Origin of the sequence: Facklamia sp. P12937 (assembly GCF_050409505.1) — a bacterium.
Lineage (GTDB): Bacteria > Bacillota > Bacilli > Lactobacillales > Aerococcaceae > Facklamia.
This window is the reverse complement of the sequence record NZ_JBNUPI010000022.1, coordinates 1-18898: the sequence shown is the minus strand read 5'-3', so window position 1 is coordinate 18898 and position 18898 is coordinate 1. Positions and strand designations below refer to the sequence as shown.

At 36.5% G+C, this 18898-nt stretch carries 17 protein-coding genes; all 17 read right to left on the bottom strand.

The features are described 5' to 3' along the window. The coding region (locus ACQV2R_RS07745) for a Rib/alpha-like domain-containing protein (RefSeq protein ID WP_428892055.1) at positions 1-3667 on the bottom strand (3667 nt) is incomplete at its 3' end. A gap of 545 nt (positions 3668-4212) precedes the next feature. Beyond that, on the bottom strand, positions 4213-4851 hold the full coding sequence (locus ACQV2R_RS07740; protein ID WP_428874459.1) for a nitroreductase family protein: 639 nt from the start codon (positions 4849-4851) through the stop codon (positions 4213-4215). A 14-nt stretch (positions 4852-4865) separates the two neighbouring features. Beyond that, positions 4866-5273 carry a MarR family winged helix-turn-helix transcriptional regulator gene (locus tag ACQV2R_RS07735; protein ID WP_428874458.1) on the bottom strand — a complete coding sequence of 136 codons (408 nt, stop codon included), beginning with the start codon at positions 5271-5273 and terminating at the stop codon, positions 4866-4868. 148 nt (positions 5274-5421) lie between these two features. Beyond that, positions 5422-6726, bottom strand: coding sequence for a phosphopyruvate hydratase (gene eno, locus ACQV2R_RS07730; protein WP_428875458.1), 1305 nt, complete (start codon positions 6724-6726; stop codon positions 5422-5424). Between the two features lie 87 nt (positions 6727-6813). Beyond that, a complete protein-coding gene (gene gpmI, locus ACQV2R_RS07725; protein ID WP_428874456.1) occupies positions 6814-8331 on the bottom strand; it encodes a 2,3-bisphosphoglycerate-independent phosphoglycerate mutase in 1518 nt (505 codons plus the stop codon). Then, positions 8331-9089 carry a triose-phosphate isomerase gene (tpiA, locus tag ACQV2R_RS07720; protein ID WP_428892054.1) on the bottom strand — a complete coding sequence of 253 codons (759 nt, stop codon included), beginning with the start codon at positions 9087-9089 and terminating at the stop codon, positions 8331-8333. Before tpiA ends, gpmI begins: the two co-directional genes overlap by 1 nt. An 18-nt stretch (positions 9090-9107) precedes the next feature. After that, the gene (locus ACQV2R_RS07715; protein WP_428875456.1) at positions 9108-10304 is read right to left on the bottom strand and encodes a phosphoglycerate kinase; all 1197 of its coding nucleotides are present in this window, start codon (positions 10302-10304) and stop codon (positions 9108-9110) included. A 64-nt stretch (positions 10305-10368) separates the two neighbouring features. Next, complete coding sequence (gene gap, locus ACQV2R_RS07710) at positions 10369-11367, bottom strand: type I glyceraldehyde-3-phosphate dehydrogenase (RefSeq protein ID WP_428874453.1); 999 nt, start codon at positions 11365-11367, stop codon at positions 10369-10371. A 26-nt stretch (positions 11368-11393) separates the two neighbouring features. Further along, complete coding sequence (locus tag ACQV2R_RS07705) at positions 11394-12434, bottom strand: sugar-binding transcriptional regulator (RefSeq protein ID WP_428892053.1); 1041 nt, start codon at positions 12432-12434, stop codon at positions 11394-11396. A gap of 285 nt (positions 12435-12719) precedes the next feature. Beyond that, entirely contained in the window at positions 12720-13367 is a 648-nt protein-coding gene (locus ACQV2R_RS07700; protein WP_428874451.1) for an SdpI family protein, read from the bottom strand. A gap of 13 nt (positions 13368-13380) precedes the next feature. Then, the gene (locus tag ACQV2R_RS07695; protein WP_428874450.1) at positions 13381-13641 is read right to left on the bottom strand and encodes an autorepressor SdpR family transcription factor; all 261 of its coding nucleotides are present in this window, start codon (positions 13639-13641) and stop codon (positions 13381-13383) included. 158 nt (positions 13642-13799) lie between these two features. Beyond that, positions 13800-14408, bottom strand: coding sequence for an ATP-dependent Clp endopeptidase proteolytic subunit ClpP (gene clpP, locus ACQV2R_RS07690; RefSeq protein ID WP_428876600.1), 609 nt, complete (start codon positions 14406-14408; stop codon positions 13800-13802). A gap of 113 nt (positions 14409-14521) precedes the next feature. Then, positions 14522-15493, bottom strand: coding sequence for a sensor histidine kinase (locus tag ACQV2R_RS07685; RefSeq protein WP_428892052.1), 972 nt, complete (start codon positions 15491-15493; stop codon positions 14522-14524). Positions 15494-15516: 23 nt separating this feature from the next. Then, positions 15517-16386: a hypothetical protein gene (locus ACQV2R_RS07680; protein ID WP_428875449.1), complete on the bottom strand. Its 870-nt coding sequence runs from the start codon at positions 16384-16386 to the stop codon at positions 15517-15519. Continuing rightward, positions 16379-17302: an ABC transporter ATP-binding protein gene (locus ACQV2R_RS07675; protein WP_428892051.1), complete on the bottom strand. Its 924-nt coding sequence runs from the start codon at positions 17300-17302 to the stop codon at positions 16379-16381. The genes ACQV2R_RS07680 and ACQV2R_RS07675 overlap by 8 nt, the downstream gene beginning before the upstream one ends. Positions 17303-17443: 141 nt before the next feature. After that, the gene (locus tag ACQV2R_RS07670; protein WP_428874445.1) at positions 17444-18142 is read right to left on the bottom strand and encodes a response regulator transcription factor; all 699 of its coding nucleotides are present in this window, start codon (positions 18140-18142) and stop codon (positions 17444-17446) included. A 316-nt stretch (positions 18143-18458) separates the two neighbouring features. Beyond that, a partial coding sequence (locus ACQV2R_RS07665) for an LPXTG cell wall anchor domain-containing protein (protein WP_428892050.1) occupies positions 18459-18898 on the bottom strand: 440 nt, incomplete at its 5' end.

Here is an 18898-nt window from a genome sequence, read left to right as displayed (position 1 = left end):
TTTCTTTAGAACCATCAGGATAAGTGACTTCCACTAGACCTGTATACTTACCTGGTGTGCTTGGATCAATTTGTCCAGCTGGTGTCACATCCTTAAAGCTTGGTACACCTGGATGATCTGGATCCTCTACATAATCTGGAACTATTACGTTGTCGGTTAAATCAACGATGCCATCTACTTCTACGATCTCTGGCTTAACCGTTGGATCGTAATCTTCTTTTTGAGGGATCTCTGGCGCAGTCACCGTCACCGGTACCTGGATGATTTCCATTGATCCATCTGGATAAGTCACTTTAACAAGTCCAATATAGCCGCCAGGTGTTGTATTATCGATGGTTCCAGCTGGAGTCACATCTTCAAAAATTATATCTCCAGGATATTTTGGATTCACTACATAATCTGGAATGCTAACATTATCTAATAAATCGGGTGTTCCTCCTATCCCAATAATTTCAGGAGTTACTTGAGGAACGAAAACATCTGCTTGTGAAGCTTCCGGAGTTTTTACGGTAACAGGTACATCAACAATTTCGGATGTTCCGTCTGGATAAGTTACTCTAACTTTACCTGTATATTCTCCAGGAGTTGTATTATCAATCACTCCATCTGGCGTCACATCCTCAAAAGTAGGGACACCTGGATATTTTGAATCTTGAATATATGAAGGAACAGTCACATTATCTATTAAATTAGGAGTTTGTCCAATTTCAATTACTTCTGGTACCACCATTGGATCATATACATCGGATTTTTTATCGATTACAGTCACTGGCACATCAACAATTTCAAATGTATTATCTGGATAAGTCACTTTAACTTTACCCGTATATTCTCCAGGAGTTGTATTATCAATCACTCCATCTGGCGTCACATCCTCAAAAAGAGGGACACCGCTATGCTTTGGATCCTGCACATAGTTTGGAACAGTTACGTTATCTGCTAAATCAATCGTATCTCCTACTTTAATTATCTCCGGAGTTACATTCGGTTCATAAATTGAATCATGAGGAACGTCTACAGCGGTTACCACTACAGGTACTTGAATAGTTTCAGAACTTCCGTCTTGGTAGGTTACTTTGACCGTACCCGTATATTCCCCAGGTTTTGTATTATCTATCGAACCTAAAGGAGTAATATCCTCAAATGTTGGTTTTCCATCATAGTTAGGAACAGTCACATTATCGATTAAGTTAACTGTTTCTCCCACTTTGATATTCTCAACAGTTGCAACGGGAGCAAATGTATCTGCTTCATTTTTTAACCTCGCATAAAAATTATCAATCGCTATTATATTTCCCGTATTTACTGTTTCTAATTGAGCAATATACATTGTTTCTCGTGGCAAATTAGCAGGTACATCAAATGCTTGATCTGGGAAAACTCCATTTGCTGCAACAGTAAAAGGGGTTCCTTCAAGAACTAATTTTGGAGATTTCGTAGGATCTTCAGGAACTTCATACCAACGAACGATATACTCAACATCAGGCACAGCTCCAGTAACAACAGCATTCGCTTTATTGCCGGGTGCTGCATAATTATCGGTTGAATCATAATTAGTAATGTCTATTGTTGGAATAGTATTTCTTAGTACAAATTGGAAACCAGCTCCTTTGAATTCATCCCTTCCAGAAGAATTCGTTTGAGAATATAACAAGGCTGTTGTCGGCTTGCTTGAAGTCGAGAAGTCCCTAAATTCAGAATCATATCTTGAAACGAGGATAAAGTCAGATGCATCAAGACCCCCTGTGTCGTATTTAAGGTTTTTCCCATTATAGAATTGTCCATCTAAAGTGGAGTTAGAAAAAACAGAAACTTCTTTACCAAACTGATTTCCTTGCGAATCAGCTACCGACATATTCATGATCACTTGATGCCATAGAGACGCATTTTTTCTTTGCTTGATTCCTAACATCTCTCTTACATTAGCTATATCGAACTTAAAATCACCAAATTGATTGGTCTTTGTCTTATAGGTAACCTTATTATTAGGATTCAAAACATCTTGGATAGTTAGATAAACCGTCATATCCTCAGCAAATTTATCACCTGTTTTTTCTTCATAGGCTGGATATTGTGAGGTGATTCCTGGTGCATAATCTGCCTCCCAATAAACATTTCCTACAATTGTCTTATCATTAGCGTAATTTGCATGATTGATATCCCCTACTAATTTATCAATTTCGACTACTTTTTCTTTATTATGCTGAGTCAATTGATCTTTAGGTTGTAAAACGACAGCAACATCTTGAATCTGCATCGTTGCCACATCTTGAAGAATTGGTGTCCATATACCATTAATTCCCTGACTATAACCTCCCCATTGTCCAGGGTTACCATTACTTGTTTGAACATTATCATACTTATTATTGACTAACCAATCTTGATCTGCCCAAATTCGATATTTAAAAGCTGAATATAATACAGTTTCTAACTGCTTACCAAGAAATTCGTGGTCCGTTGTTGTTCCATCAGGATTGACCACTTTAAATATCCCTGGATTCACTGCAAAATAACCATTATCATTGGATTTAAATGTATAAATAGGTGACAAAGTACCATCTCTATCCATCCATTGCATATATAAAGGTACGTTCCCAACTAGATAGTCTTGATTATTAATCAAATGTTTGTCATTAACCTGATGGTTATCTTGGGATTTAATGAGTTCTTTATCCCCATCATATATCCCTGTATTTCCTGCATTATCTACGTAAGTTCTACCATTTAAATGGTGTTTTAGATATTTGAGATTAAATTCTCCATCTAACATTTTGTTTTCAATACTGATCACATTCTGATCAGCAGGTAAAAGATTCGCTAAAGTAGCAAAAGATTCCGGAGCAGATAAAGCTTTATCTTGAGGTGCATTAATTGATGTCGCCTCTGAATTAGAGGTTCTACTTTCATTCGCTAATGTTTCATTTTCTATACTAGTTGTTATTTCTTCTAAACTAGTTTTATTCGCTTCTAAGTTTGTAGCTTTTTCTTCTTTTATAGACGCTACTATAGACTTAGCCTTATTTGCTGAGATTTCCGCTTCTTTTGCTGAGATTTTCGCTTCTTTTGCTAATGCTAAAGCTTTTGTAGTTCCAGCAATATTTGCTGCCTCGATGGCTATCCCTGCTTCTGCCTTAGCATTATTTAAAGCTGAAATAGCTTCTTTCGCTGCGGTTTCTGCTTCTATAACACTCGTCGCTTCAGAAGCTTTTTCGGCAGCATTAGAAGCTTCTTTTGCAGCCAAAGCAGCTTCTAATGCTGCATTTTTAGCGGTATTTTCCGCTTCTAATTCATCATTTGAAAGTTCATTTAATGTGGTATCATCACCTGTGACTGTTGCTTCCTCTGAGGTCATAACTTCTTCAGTGGTAACTAGTTCTTCATTAGTTATCTTATCTTCTGAACTATTTGTTAATTCAGAAGTGACTACTTCGTTTAAATCGTTTTGTTCGTTTAATGAATTATCTGCTGTTTCTTCTGTCGTCGCGCTTGTTGAGGTTTCTTCTGTAATATTTTGTGCATAAACACTATCTTGACCTACACCTGCAAATATGAAAAAAGATGCGATTAAAACAGAACAAGATCCAAATGCAAACTTTCTTATTGCATATTTGTTATCTTTATTAGAAAACTTCCTCTGTTTCAAAAATTTATTATTCTTACCGACCACAATATCACTCCTAAAAAAATTTAATATTGCGACATCTTTTCTAAAGTATAGCGACAATACTATAAGAACATATTATAATATTCGCTTGATTTAGTCAAACAAATGCTATATAATTATTATTTTATTTATAAATAGGTTGTATTATATATCAATTTAAAGTAAAAAAATTATGGCTACCTCATTCCTTTATATTTATGTAATAAGTTGGGAGTTTTACACATCTTTTCTATACTAAGTTTTTTAAAAGGGTTGCCTTACAATAAAGTTCATATCCAAGTATTATTTTTCTGAACTTCTATGTTTATCCTATATGTAATCTGATCCTAAGCAGATCGATCTTCAATTCAACTTTATAACAATAATAGTATTATCTATATTTTTTAAACGTGGTTGAGAATCACAGTAATGCGTTTAATATCTTTCATTTTTATAATTATTACTTGTTAATAATAAAACTTAAAACGCCTCCTCTAGCGATGCCAATAAGCATCGCTAGAGGAGGCGTTTAACTTTAATTTATAAATTCTTTAAGTTTTTAGCGTTTCTTATTTAAATTCTGTAATTTTTTCAGCGGCTAAGCGTACGGATGGATAACCAGAATCTTTAGCCTTTCCAATTGATAGGATCATTACCGGTACATAGCGTTCTTTGTCGAGACCGAAAGCTTCAGCCAATAAGTCCTCTTCAAAACCACCGATTGCATTGGTATCATAACCATGAGAACGAGCCACTAACATTAATTGCATGGCTGCCAAACTTGAATCAATTTTTACAACATCATTCATTTTTTGTTTAGAAAAGCTTTTATAATAAGGAATAATGACAGATAATTGTTGATCTCTCGTTTCAGCAGGCATTTTACCTTCCTCGACTGCTTGATTGTAGATTTCTTCACCGAGTTCATAACACTGCATATCGCCAAATATTAATATCATAGCAGATGAAGTGTCATTTTGCAGCGTATTAAAACGAATAAGTGGTTTTAATTTGGCTTTTTGCTCTTGGCTTTCAACCACCACAAACCTCCATGGTTGCATATTGACGGATGAAGGAGCTGTGGTAGCTTCTTGAATCATTTCAAGCATTTCTTCCTGACTTATTTTATACTTCTCATCATAAGCACGAATTGACTTTCTTCCATAAGTAATTTCTGAAAAATTATTAGTGACTAAGTGGTTGGACATATTATTCTCCTTTTCTATTGTATTAATTTGGTTAATAATTCGATCAATCGCTGTGTTTCATCTTTAGATAGGGGTAAAATCCTCTGTTGCTCAGATTGACAATGACTCTGCTGGCAACGATTCAAATCATTTAACGCCTTATCGGTAATTGTTACGAGCACTTCACGATTATTTTCTTTATTTCTTTTGCGGATCACATATTTTTTTCCTTCAAGAATTCTTAAATGTCTTGTAACAGCTGCACGATCTATCTTTAATTCCTTTTGTAGACGAGTTTGGCAACAAGGACCATGCTCTTTTAAAAACATCATTAATTCAAAGCGCGTTATACTAAATGACGTTTCTTTTTCAAATTTACTAATTAACTCCTGGTTAACTAGTTTTAATTGATAAAATAATCTACTTACTTCTCTTAGACTCACCAAACCCTCCCTCTTTCATTTCATAAATCAACAGTTGACTCGTCAATTATAAAGTGTTTTGTTTGTTTTTTAAAATAAAATGCTCCTTTATTAACCAAAAAAACGCTCTCTAAATTCTTAGAGAGCGCTTTAATCTATTCTGTCAATCTTATTTGAAATCTTTTAAATTATAGAAAACTTTTTTGCCATTATATTGTGCTAATTCACTTAATTCATCTTCAATCCGCAATAATTGATTATATTTGGCAATACGGTCTGTACGTGATAAAGACCCTGTCTTAATTTGACCCGCATTGGTTGCTACTGCAATATCCGCAATAGTGGAGTCTTCCGTTTCACCTGAACGGTGAGAAATGACTGCTGTGTACCCTGCACGCTTAGCCATTTCAATCGCATCAAATGTCTCAGTTAGTGTCCCAATTTGATTCACTTTGATTAAAATGGAATTCCCCACACTTTCTTCAATACCACGTGAAAGAATTTCAGTGTTGGTCACAAATAGATCATCTCCAACTAATTGGACTTTGTCACCTAAACGTTCAGTTAGTAACTTCCAACCCTCCCAGTCATTTTCATCCATACCATCTTCAATGGAAATGATTGGATATTTATTCACTAACTCTTCAAGGTAGTCAACTTGTTCTTGGGCTGAGCGTTTTTTACCGCCTTCTCCTTCAAATTTGGCATAATCATAAACACCCTCTACGTAAAATTCTGAAGCGGCACAGTCAAAGCCTAAGAAGATATCTTGACCGGGTTTGTAGCCAGCTTTCTCAATCGCTTTAAGAATGGTCTCTACACCGTCTTCCGTTCCTTCAAAGCGAGGCGCAAAACCACCCTCGTCACCTACTGATGTTTCTAACCCACGTTCCTTGAGAATTGATTTTAGCGCATGGAAAACTTCAGCGCCCCAACGTAACGCTTCTTTAAAGTTTTCAGCCCCAACAGGTAAAATCATAAACTCTTGGAAAGCAATCGGAGCATCCGAGTGTGAGCCACCATTAACAATATTCATCATTGGTACTGGTAACTCTTTGGTATTGAATCCACCTAAGTATTGGTATAAAGGTATTTCTAAATAATCAGCAGCTGCACGTGCCACAGCAATAGATACGCCTAAGATAGCGTTTGCTCCGAGTTTTCCTTTATTCGGTGTGCCATCCATTTCAATCATCATTTGATCAATAGCTTGTTGTTGCAATACATCAAACCCTAATAAGGCTTCGGCTAAAAAGTGGTTAACGTTATCAACGGCTTGGCTAACTCCTTTGCCACCATAGCGTGTTGCATCTCCATCACGTAATTCTACTGCTTCATGTTCTCCAGTAGATGCTCCTGAAGGGACCATTCCGCGTCCAAAGGCACCACTTTCGGTATAAACTTCTACTTCAATTGTTGGGTTTCCTCTTGAGTCAAGAACTTCACGTGCGTAAACATCTGTAATATAAGGCATTTTATTCGCTCCTTTTGTTGGATTGAAACGGTTAAACGTCTCAATCTTATTCTATTGTTTTAGTAAATTAAATTCAATGAATTGCCATTAATGCTTAATTAAACTTTGGCTAGTCATCTCACTTGGTTGGTCAATTTTTAAAAGGTCAAGCATAGTAGGTGCTAAATCAGATAGTATGCCACCTTCTCTTAACGAGATTCCTTCTTTCGTAACAATCACTGGTACAGGATTGGTAGTATGAGCAGTCATAGGTTTACCTTCTAACGTAATGACTTCATCTGAATTGCCGTGATCGGCTGTAATGATTGCAACACCTTCTTTTTCTAAAATCAAATCGACAATTTGACCGAGGCACTCATCGACCGCTTCAATAGCTTTGACGGTTGGCTCTAACATACCTGAATGTCCAACCATATCCGGATTAGCAAAATTAAGAATGATTGCATCAATCGTATCTTCATTAATTTTATCTATCAATGCGTCCTTGACTTCGTAAGCGGACATTTCAGGTTTTAAGTCATAAGTAGCTACTTTAGGAGAAGGAATTAAAATACGTTCTTCTCCCGGAAACGTTTCATGACGGCCACCTGACATAAAGAAAGTGACATGAGGAAACTTCTCAGTTTCTGCAATACGTAACTGCGTTTTGCCTGCTTTCGCTATCGCTTCGCCAATCGTATTCACTAAATCAACTTTCTTGAAAGCGATTTCGGCTAGAACATCTTTTGAATATTTAGTAAATGTTACAAATTGTAAGTTTTCTGGTCGATTCGATGTGTCAAAGCCGTCAAAAGCCGGATTACTTAAAGCTGTTGATAGTTGAATCGCACGATCAGGTCGGAAATTATAATAAATAAGGCTATCGCCTTCTTTAATGTGTCCTTCTGGATCCACCACAAAAGGTTGAACAAATTCATCATATACTTCTTGATCATAAGAAGCCTGAACTCCTGCTTCAGCAGAGGCATATTGAGGTCCTTGGCCACTAACTAAGGCATCATAGGCTAATTTAACGCGGTCCCAACGCTTATCACGGTCCATTGCATAGTAGCGTCCAGAGACTGTTGCAATTTCACCAATTCCTTTTTCTTTAATAAAACTTTCTGTATCTCTTATAAAATCTATTCCGGATTGAGGTCCAACATCACGTCCATCTAGAAAAGCGTGAATATACACTTTGTTTAAATCCATTTCTTTAGCTAACTCAATTAAACCGAAGAGATGATTAATATGTGAATGAACCCCACCGTCAGAAAGTAAGCCCATTAAATGCAATGCTCCATTATTTTGCTTAGCGTGCTCGATGGCCTTAGTGAGTTCAGGAATCTTTTTTATACTACCCTCTTGAATGGACTTATTTATTCGCGTCAAGGATTGATAGACAATTCTTCCAGCCCCAATATTCATATGTCCTACTTCAGAATTCCCCATTTGACCTTCTGGTAAACCAACATTTTCCCCTTCTGCTCTGAGTTGTTGATGGGGAAATTGCTGCCAATAACGATCAAAGTTGGGTTTATGCGCCGCCTTAACGGCATTCCCATAAGTCTCCTCGCGAATACCAAAGCCATCTAAAATAATTAAAGCAATAGGTGCTTTTCCCATTATTTAACCGCCTCCAATAAAGCTAAGAATGATTCAGGTTGTAGGCTCGCTCCGCCTACTAATGCTCCGTCTACATCTGGACAAGCTAGGTACTCTGCAATATTATCAGGTTTAACTGACCCGCCATATTGAATACGTACTTGATCAGCTACCTCTTGGTTAAAGTTTTCTGCTACTACTTGACGAATCGCATAACACATCTTTTGGGCATCATCTTTTGTTGCTGATTTACCCGTCCCAATTGCCCAAATTGGTTCATACGCAATTACCAATGATTGTACTTGACCTTCCGTTAAATCTTTTAAAGCTGCCGTTATTTGTTGGCCTACAAATTCCTCAGCATTTCCTGCTTCGTAGGTTTCGAGCGTTTCTCCGCAACAAATAATCGGCTTCATTCCATTACGAAAGATAGCATGAGCTTTTTGATTAATTTCTTCATTGCTTTCATGAAAATATTGACGACGCTCAGAATGTCCAATGATCACATAATCTACACCTAAAGCCGCTAGCGTTTTGGGACTGATTTCGCCCGTAAAAGCGCCTTCATCTTCCCAAAAACAATTTTGCGCAGCTACTTGTAAATCAGTTCCCTGTACAGCTTCGGTCATAGCTTCTAAGAAAACAGCAGGAGCTCCGATCACTGCATCCACTAAATCATTTGAAGGGATATCTAACTTGACATTTTCAATAAAACCACGTGATTCTTTAGCTGTTTTATTCATTTTCCAGTTTCCGGCAATAATTGGTTTTCGTGACATATTTTTCTCCTTTTCTAACTATAGATTATCAATGGACTCCACGCCTGGTAATTCGGCTCCCTCAAGATAAGATAAGGAGGCTCCTCCACCGGTAGAAATATGCGTGAACTTATCTTCATAACCCAATTGAGTAACAGCTGCAGCAGAATCTCCTCCACCTACAATAGTGGTCGCACTCTCTAAATTAGCAATGGCTTGACAAACTCCCATCGTTCCCTGTGCAAATTTTTCCATTTCAAAAACACCCATTGGCCCATTCCACACTACAGTTTTGGCGCCAGCTAAAGTTTCAGCAAACAAATCAACTGTCTGAGGCCCTATATCCATCCCCATGTAGTCTGTAGGAATTTCTTCAGAAGCTACCACTTTAGTTTCGGCATCCTTGTTAAATTCTTTAGCCACAACATTATCAACCGGTAACACTAATTTATCGCCTGCTTTTTCCATAATTTCTTTAGCGAGTTCGATGCGATCTGGTTCACAAATGGATTGTCCAATTTCGAGGCCTTTTGCCTTGAAAAAGGTATACGCCATACCTCCACCGATAATTACTTTATCAGCTCGATCTAACAAATTCTCAATAACTTTAATCTTATCAGAAACTTTTGCTCCCCCTAATATAGCAACAAAAGGACGTTCCGGCTGATCTACCGCTTCTTTCAAGAATTTCACTTCTTTTTCCATTAAGAAGCCGACCGCTGAATCTAAATGCGCTGCAATACCAACATTCGATGCATGAGAACGATGTGCGGTTCCAAATGCATCATTAACAAATAGATCCCCTAGACTTGCCCAATACTTGCCAAGTTCTGGATCATTCCCAGATTCCTTTTTCCCTTCTACATCTTCAAACCGTGTGTTTTGAACTAACAATACTTGACCCTCTTGCAAATTTTTAACCGCTAATTCTAATTTTTCGCCACGTGTTTCATCAATAAAAACAACCTCTTGTCCTAATAATTCAGATAAACGATTTGCTACAGGATTTAAGTTACGATCTGCTTTATCCAAATCCTCTGCCGATTTGATCTTACCTAGATGTGAAAATAAAACAACCTTGGCTTGATGCTCAATTAAATACTTTATCGTATCTAGAGCAGCTACAATTCGATTATCGTCTGTAATCTTATTACCATCCATCGGAACGTTAAAATCGACACGTACTAATACGGTTTTGTTTTCAAGGTTTAAGTCTCTAATAGTTTTTTTAGCCATTCTTCTTCCTCCTTTATGAAAAAAACGGAGAAGCGCGTTTGCTTCCCCGCTAGTGTGGGTCTTATTAATTTAATTCAACAAAATATTCTAAGGTTGAAATCATGTTCGCTGTAAAGCCGTACTCATTATCATACCAAGAGGCTGCCATAACGATTTGATCGTCACCTTCACCCATTACTTTTGTAAGTGTTGAATCAAAAACAGATCCTGCTGGATAACCAATAATGTCTGCAGAAACAATTTCATCTTCTTCATAGACAAAAGCATCTGATTCATATTTCTTCATCGCTGCGTTAACTTCCTCAGCTGTTACTTCTTTGTCTAAGACTGCATATACCTCAGTTAAAGAACCAGTGATTGTTGGAACTCGTAAAGCTGCACCGTCAATTTTACCATTCAATTCAGGAATTACTTTTCCGATTGCTTTAGCAGCTCCAGTGGAAGCAGGAATAATTGAAAATGCTCCTGCACGGTTTTTACGTCCGCCTGGCGAATCTTGTAATTTTTGAGTTGCTGTATAAGCATGAACCGTTACCATTTGGGCAGATTTTAGACCAAATTCTTTATGTAAAACATTGACCATTGGAGCTAAGCAGTTAGTTGTACATGAAGCTGCTGAAACAATCACATCATCAGCTGTTAGAACTTCGTGGTTTACACCATAAACAATTGTCTTCGTTTCAGCTGACTTAGCGGGCGCTGAGATTAGGACACGCTTAGCACCTGCATCGATATGGGCTTGAGCCTTTTCTGCTGAATTGTAAAAACCAGTACATTCTAAGACGAATTCAACCCCTAAATCTTTCCATGGTAACTTCGCTGCATCTGGCTCAGCAAAGGCTTTAATCTCTTTACCATCTACAACAATCACATCACCTTTAGCTTCGACAGAGTATGGAAAACGACCTTGCGCTGAGTCATATTTTAATAAATAAGCTAAATCTTCGTTATCTGTTAAATCATTAATTGCAACAACTTCTAAATCTGAATCCTTTTCTAAAATACGACGTAATGCTAAACGTCCAATACGACCGAAACCATTGATTGCGATTTTTGTTGACATATTGATAATTTCCCCCTTAGGATATTTTATTTAAATTGGGTAACCCCATTTAAAACAGCTTTAGCGAGACTTTTATCACAAATGAGCCAGGTTTGTTTTGGCATCATCTTGTAGAAAGCTCGGGTAGCAGGTGCTTTTTGTTGGCCTGCTACTATGGTTAATAATAACGGAAACTTAATGACATCTTCAAGTTGTAAGCCTAAGCGAGGGATGGAAAAAACAACCTTTCCCTCTGCATCATAAAAAATGCCAAATGCTTCTCCTACCGCTTGACCTTCGAGAAGTATTCTTTCTTGTGGCGGAGTTAGTTTTCTTCGCTTTGACATTACTTGAGCGGCTCCCACACTTAATAAAAGACAGTCCGCTGATCGACTTAAATCAAGGGCTTTTTTAATGGTTGGATCCTTAACAATCTCTTGACTCAACTGATCAGTTAAACGATCTGGAATATACAAGGGAACATAGTCAGCTTGGGTCTCATGAGCCATTATTCCAGCTACCGTATTAGATTGAATATGAAAAGAACCTTCCATACCACCACGGCTAGGCACAAAGGATAATTGTCTGTTTTGCGATAGTTCCTTAGTAAAATGTTGACCCATATTAGCCAAAGTGGACCCTCCCGTAACAGCTACAACCGCTTCTTGCGGTAATTCTTGTCCTAGAATCGTTTGAACTGCTTCAGCAAGCATTTGAAAAACTGTAAAGTCGCTATCTACATCGCCAGCTACTACCCAGCAGTTTTGTATATTTAATTCTTTAGCTAAGGCTGCTTCGTATTCCGGTAAACGGTCCTGCCCCATCCTTAACTGCTGAATGAGATGGCCTACTCTTTGTCCTTCATCCGTAATACGTATCCCCGCACGACTTACATCTACCAGACTTTGATCACGCAATACTTGTAAATTAGTTCTCAAAGTTCGCTCGGACAAATGAATTTGTGTGGCTAACGCTTTACGACCAATTCGTAGTTGATGCTTAGATAAAGCTTTTAAAACATTAAGACGAATGTCTAACATCTCACCAAGTTCTGGTACCACTGTACCTAATTCATCAATCAAATCCATTCCAAGCCTCCTGTTGGTCGCTGAATGACCTTGTTTTATAAAAAGAAGAAAAGCTGTTCATCTTTCTTCATAAAACATTCTAACACTGCATGGTTTAAATTACAATGGATATACTTTCTGAATCTGGGCGTTTTATGTCCTTTGAAATCTACTGCTTCATCCTCTAAGCTAATCTTACCCCATTAATTACTATCGATAGTAACTCCATTCGACTTTGTTCAAAAAACAAACAATCTAAATGATGAAAACATACATTTAGATTGCTTATCATAAATAAAAAAATCATTAAAGATGTTGTTTGCGATACAACCAATAGGAAGCTCCAACTACACTCATAGTGCCACCTAACGTGATCAAAGGAACACTCCATTCTTTAATAGTCAACGGCAAGAAGACGGTTAATAAAATAAGGATTCCCATTACAACAAATATTTTTCCAGCTAAACGGTGGGTAAGATACCACACCTTTTCATCAGCTAATGTCCAAGGGGTACGTATGCCCATAAAATAATTAAATTTAATTTTTGGCATATAATTCCCTAAAACAATAAATAGTAGCCCTAAACTTCCTTCTAAATAGGAAGGAATCTGGTTGAGCCAGTTTAAACCATAGGCACCTATAATTATTTGACTGCTAAGTAAATAAATATTCATAGCAAAAATGATTAAATAAAAATGCTTTTCAAAACGTCGATAATTTTCGCGTTTTGGATCAATGCGTTTCAATACTTCTACTAAAAGATTCAGTCCAGCCAATAATGCAGGAAACTTAAAAAGATTTATTTTAGGACCATAATTATCAGCATTCCCTGCCAAATCAAAGTGTGTAGGAATCACTTCGGGTGCTTTTATAAAGAAATAGCCCGCTAGAATAATAGAAACACAAACAAGAACCCAGTTTTTATAGTAATGCCTCGTTAAGTTTTTAGTCATAAAATCCTCTCCTTTATTTTTCTAAATTCATTAACCATTGAATGACTCCATCTAAAACGGAACTATTTAATTCATAATAAATAAACTGTCCCTCTCTTTTATCAATCACTAAATCAGCCTGTTTTAAAATAGAGAGATGTTTAGAAATAGTAGAACCTGCCGATTCAAATTGACGGACAATTTCCCCAGCAGTTAAAGGGCCGGGTCTGAGTAATTCTAAAATTTTACGTCGATTGGGATCACTTAAAGCTTTAAAAAGCAGTTGAACACTCAAATGTTCACCTCCTCATCTTTTTATTTCGATAATTAGCTAAATATCTAATTATAAGTTTAGCATGTATTTTTAAATTATGCAATGCTGCCTTCATCTAAGGGCACAAAAAAAGTACCAGCGCATTGCTAGTACTTAAAAGATACGGATATTTCCTTTTATTACTTATCTTTCTTAGTCTTTTTATCCTTACGATTGGCCATCACTTCGTCCACTAAGCCATAAGCTTTCGCTTCTTCAGCCGTCATAAAATTATCTCGGTCGGTATCCTTTTCAATCACTTCAATAGGTTGACCAGTCGCTTCACTTAAAATTTCATTTAAGCGCGTTCTCGTCTTCAAAATATGGCGTGCAGCAATTTCAATTTCAGTGGCTTGGCCTTGAGCACCACCTAAAGGCTGATGAATCATTACTTCAGCGTTCGGTAAGGCAAAGCGCTTGCCTTTGGTTCCTGCTGCTAATAGGACGGATCCCATTGATGCAGCTAATCCAATCACGATCGTTTGGACGTCCGCTTTGATAAAGTTCATGGTATCATAGATGGCCAAACCAGCCGTAACACTACCTCCTGGTGAATTGATATAAAGGTAGATATCCTTCTCAGGATCTTGAGCATCTAAAAATAATAATTGGGCAATGACTGAGTTAGCCATGTGGTCATCCACTGGACCTGATAACATAATAATTCGATCTTTTAACAAGCGCGAATAAATATCATAAGCGCGTTCACCACGTGATGTTTGTTCTATTACTGTGGGTACTAAATTCATTCTATATCCTCCCTTTAATCTGAGCCTTTCAATTTACTTCAATAGTATAACGGATTAGGTCAAGAATGGTCAAGTTTTATGCTCTTCCATTTTTCCATGAAATCATTCGCTAATTAGATTGGAAGATAGAGATTTATCAATATATCAGACCCTTTTGTTTCCAAATAAATTTGACCGCCTAATTTCTCAATGACTATTTTAATTATATTTAGGCCTAAACCTGTATTTTGTTTTGTTTTCGACTGCTTGTTTTTAGCTTGATAGAAGCGATTCAACCAAGTATTAGGATCTTCATTAATTGGATGTGAAAGTCGATTACAATAAATAATTCTTACGACATTTGCATTACCTGGTAAGACCTCTCGTTTTGTTTGATTTATTAAGTCTTCATGCTTAAGATTTGTTAATTCTTCCTCAATTTTATGGCCCGACAATTTGATTTTTAAATAATCCTTGCCATGATCTAATACATTTTTTACTAAATTATCTAGCGCGTGGTTCAGCAGTCTGACATCCGATGTAATTAAAAAACTACCGTCCGATAAGTCAAGTTCAACTTCAATATTAGCTGTTTTCAACTGATCATAGAAAGACAAAACATGCTGAGTAATAATTTCATTTAAGTTCACTATTTCGTTCTTGTACTCAAATTCTGTATCTTGCAACCTCTCCAATAAGAAAAGCCGATCCAACAAATCTTTTAAATGATCAATTCTTTGATAGATAATTTGAAAATAACGCTGCTTGTCGTTCTCATCCTCGCTGGTTTCCATTAATTGAAGATAACCCATGAGTGAGGTCAAAGGTGTCCTCACATCATGGGAAAGATTAATCATTAATTCTTGCTTTGAACGTTGCTCAATTTGTAATTCTCGATATATATTTCTTTCTTTAATTAATGCCAAGTTTATCCTTTTAACAAGTTCATTCATTTCTGATGAAAAGATCTCTTGTGTCAGTAATTGATTGGTAGGGGATTTACTGATAACTTTTAATTGCTTCGTCAAATCAGAAACTTGGAGCCGATAGTAATAATGATAACCAACTATAGCTAGAATTATCAAAATCAATAAAAAATATATCATTGACGGTCCCTACTTTCTATGCTCTAATGTTCAAACTTAAAGTCTATTCGATAAATATACCACCTATTCAAGAGATAAAGTACCAATAGGTATACAACACCCATACTTACCACTGACATGGCTTGCTCTGAATAATTTGGGCCCATTGACATTAGCTTATTGGAGAATAATTGTTTTGTAAGATCCAAACCAACAATATCCCCTATAAATCCAATGATTTGATTGTGAAAACCTGTTCCCACTAGGCAAGCTAAGACAATGATTGCCACTTTACTTTGTAGCAATAAACTTAAGGTTACTGTCACCGACATAATAATAAGGTACATAAGAGCTTGTGGCAATAGTAAAGCTAAATGATCTTGCCAATAAATAGGCAACTCTAATTGACCTGTCACACCGGCCATTAGAACTGAAAAAGCAATACAAACAACTTGAAATATGAAGAATATTAACAAGGCGACAAATAATTTAGAAGTCATCCATTTCCATTTCGCCCCTTTAATAGCTAACATATTTTTTAAATAGCCAGAAGAAAAATCACTTTCAATAAAAACAGCTGAAAGTATATAAACAAAAAGAAGGCTCAAACTGTAATTAGCAATTAGACTATCGGAAAAACGATAGGCTTTTTTTTCTTCTTGAATACTTGTTTCGTACTCTTCCTCTGTTAAAATTTCTCCTTCTTGCATCGATTTTATTTCTAACTTAAAATTGCCTTCTTCATTGGTTTCTTTCGAAGTCATTGATAGTTGATAGTCTTCGTAAGATTTGTGTGTTGTTACATAGCCGCCATAAGTTAGTAAAGAGAATATCAACGAAAGGATCAATAACGTAATCCAAGTAGCCTTCATGTGCAACAACTTATAGGAATCAAAGCGAATAAAATTAACCATTGTTGTGACCTCCTGTTAAGCGGATAAAATAATCTTCTAAGCTCGCTCGCTCAACTACCAATTGTTCAAAAAGAATGCCTGAGCGAATTAATTCATGGCTAATGACTGACGGATTATCTAAGTGTTCATATACACGCAGTTCAGAATCGCTCACTTGCTTAATTTGCTGAAGATCTAATTTTTCTTGTAAATGTGCCATTATTTGAGCCTGATCGCCACCCTTAATCCAAATAAAATCTTGATTAATCTGATTTAATTCCTCCATATCTGCTTCTTTTAATAAGGTACCTTCATTAATAATACCAATTCGAGTCGTGAGTTTCGCCAATTCACCCAAAATATGACTAGATATCACAACCGTAATATGACGCTCGCTATTCAATTTAAGAATCGTCTCGCGGAACTCACTAATTCCCTGCGGATCCATTCCGTTGGTAGGTTCATCTAACAACAAAAGATCCGGATCTCCTACTAAAGCTAAAGCAAGACCTAATCGCTGTTTCATACCCAATGAAAATTTTTTAACTTTCTTTTTCTTAACTTGACTAATGGGTAAGCCTACTAAATTCAATAATTCTTCTATATAATTGTCACGGCGAATTCCATACAATTTACATTTTAGTTCCAGGTTTTGCCCAGCTGTGAGTCCCATATAAAGTCCTGGCGCCTCAATTAAAGTGCCAATTCTTACTTGAAAATGGTCATTTTTAGCCATTTCTTGGTCTTGAATCCAAACCTTTCCACTAGTCGGTAGAATCTGACGATTAATGATCTTCATTAAGGTTGTTTTACCAGCTCCATTACGACCAATCAGACCATAGATATCACCCGATTGAACATTCATACTGACATTATTCAATGCAAACTGATTGTTATACGCTTTACATAAATTTTCACTTTTAAGAATGCTTTCCATCATCTTTCCTCCTTTGTTATCTATATTATAGACTCCTTCAAAAATATAATGGCAAAGGAAAAACAAAGAAAGTACTAAGAAAAGGTTAAGATAAAAGCATGAAAGAAAATAAAAGAAATTGAAATATTCAATACAATTTAACTACTTTTTATTTTTCAGCGAAATCAAACGGAAACCAATTCCCCAAACCGTTTCAATCCAAGGTCTTTTACTTATTTGGTCTAATTTCTTACGTAAATTTGATACATGAACGGTTAATGTCTTATCATCTGCCAAATAATTTGCCCCCCACGCATATTCATAAATTTCAAGCTTTGAGAAAACCTTCTTTGGTTGACTTAATAATAATTCTAAGATCCTTCTTTCTTGAGGCGTTAAATTTAATTCCTGCCCTTGATAATTAATTGCTTGGGTCTCTAAATCAATCATTAACCCTTCGAAATTCAATCTCTTATTCGATGTTTTTTCCTCTAAACTAGTTTGATAGCGTTTAAGGCATACTTGAATACGAGCTTTTAACTCTTTAAGATCAAATGGCTTCACCAAGTAGTCATCTGCTCCAGCTTGTAAAATTTCTACCTTATCATCAACTTGTTCTTTAGCTGAAATAACAATCACCGGAATGGATTTTTCCCGGCGAATTATTTTGAGTAGGTCTAAACCAGAGAGGCCTGGTAACATTAAATCTAATAGTATTAGATCAAAACTTGATTGCTCGAATAAAAGTTGACCTTCGCTCCCTGAGTAAGCAGGAGTCACTGAATATCCTTCAATTGTTAATGCTTCTACTAACATTTTGCTAATTTGAGTATCATCTTCAACAACTAATATCGATACCATAAGTTCACTCCTTTTTAAATAGTATATCAAAAAACTAAAATATTGGTCCAAAAAAATATAACTGATTCTTTTCCCCATATACGAGAAAGATATATTTCGAAAGATCATCCAAATTAAAAATACATTCCATATAAACTGAAAAATTATATTTAAAAAAAGCTTAACTTGATTTAAAAACAAGTTAAGCTTTTTTGATCAAAGACTGAAATTTCAAAGACATTTTAAACGCTATTTATTTATTTTTCGTATTATAACCAGACTAATTAAAACTAACAGCTTTTATTAATTATTTTAACTATATTCAGGTACCATTCCTTTAAACAAAATTATCTTTCTTGCTTACACTTCTTTGATATAAACCTAGTCCACCAAGCAATGTTAAAACAGATGCTGAAAAAATTAAATATGGATCGTTTTCACCTGTCTTAGGCAAAGATGTACTAAGAATAGCTGATTTCGTAACCATTGTGCTTTCATCACCATTTTTCACACCATCATTAGGGCTACTGTCGGCGAGAGTATCATTATCCGGAGTATCATCGTCTGGAGTCCCCTCACTCGGAGTACTGTCGTCTGAAGTACCGTCATCTGGAGTCTCTTCATCCGGAGTGCCGCCATCTGGAGTCTCTTCATCCGGAGTGCCGCCATCTGGAGCCTCTTCATCCGGAGTGCCGCCATCTGGAGTCTCTTCATCCGGAGTGCCGTCATCTGGAGTCTCTTCATCCGGAGTGCCGCCATCTGGAGTCTCTTCATCCG

Excerpts from the sequence above, each read along its gene's own strand:
- ACQV2R_RS07740 (WP_428874459.1), bottom strand. The coding sequence starts at position 4,851 with ATGTCCAACCACTTAGTCACTAATAATTTTTCAGAAATTACTTATGGA.
- eno (WP_428875458.1), bottom strand. The coding sequence starts at position 6,726 with ATGCCTTATATTACAGATGTTTACGCACGTGAAGTTCTTGACTCAAGA.
- gpmI (WP_428874456.1), bottom strand. The coding sequence starts at position 8,331 with ATGGGAAAAGCACCTATTGCTTTAATTATTTTAGATGGCTTTGGTATT.
- tpiA (WP_428892054.1), bottom strand. The coding sequence starts at position 9,089 with ATGTCACGAAAACCAATTATTGCCGGAAACTGGAAAATGAATAAAACA.
- ACQV2R_RS07715 (WP_428875456.1), bottom strand. The coding sequence starts at position 10,304 with ATGGCTAAAAAAACTATTAGAGACTTAAACCTTGAAAACAAAACCGTA.
- gap (WP_428874453.1), bottom strand. The coding sequence starts at position 11,367 with ATGTCAACAAAAATCGCAATCAATGGTTTCGGTCGTATTGGACGTTTA.
- ACQV2R_RS07705 (WP_428892053.1), bottom strand. The coding sequence starts at position 12,434 with ATGGATTTGATTGATGAATTAGGTACAGTGGTACCAGAACTTGGTGAG.
- ACQV2R_RS07700 (WP_428874451.1), bottom strand. The coding sequence starts at position 13,367 with ATGACTAAAAACTTAACGAGGCATTACTATAAAAACTGGGTTCTTGTT.
- clpP (WP_428876600.1), bottom strand. The coding sequence starts at position 14,408 with ATGAATTTAGTACCCACAGTAATAGAACAAACATCACGTGGTGAACGC.
- ACQV2R_RS07685 (WP_428892052.1), bottom strand. The coding sequence starts at position 15,493 with ATGATATATTTTTTATTGATTTTGATAATTCTAGCTATAGTTGGTTAT.
- ACQV2R_RS07680 (WP_428875449.1), bottom strand. The coding sequence starts at position 16,386 with ATGGTTAATTTTATTCGCTTTGATTCCTATAAGTTGTTGCACATGAAG.
- ACQV2R_RS07675 (WP_428892051.1), bottom strand. The coding sequence starts at position 17,302 with ATGGAAAGCATTCTTAAAAGTGAAAATTTATGTAAAGCGTATAACAAT.
- ACQV2R_RS07670 (WP_428874445.1), bottom strand. The coding sequence starts at position 18,142 with ATGGTATCGATATTAGTTGTTGAAGATGATACTCAAATTAGCAAAATG.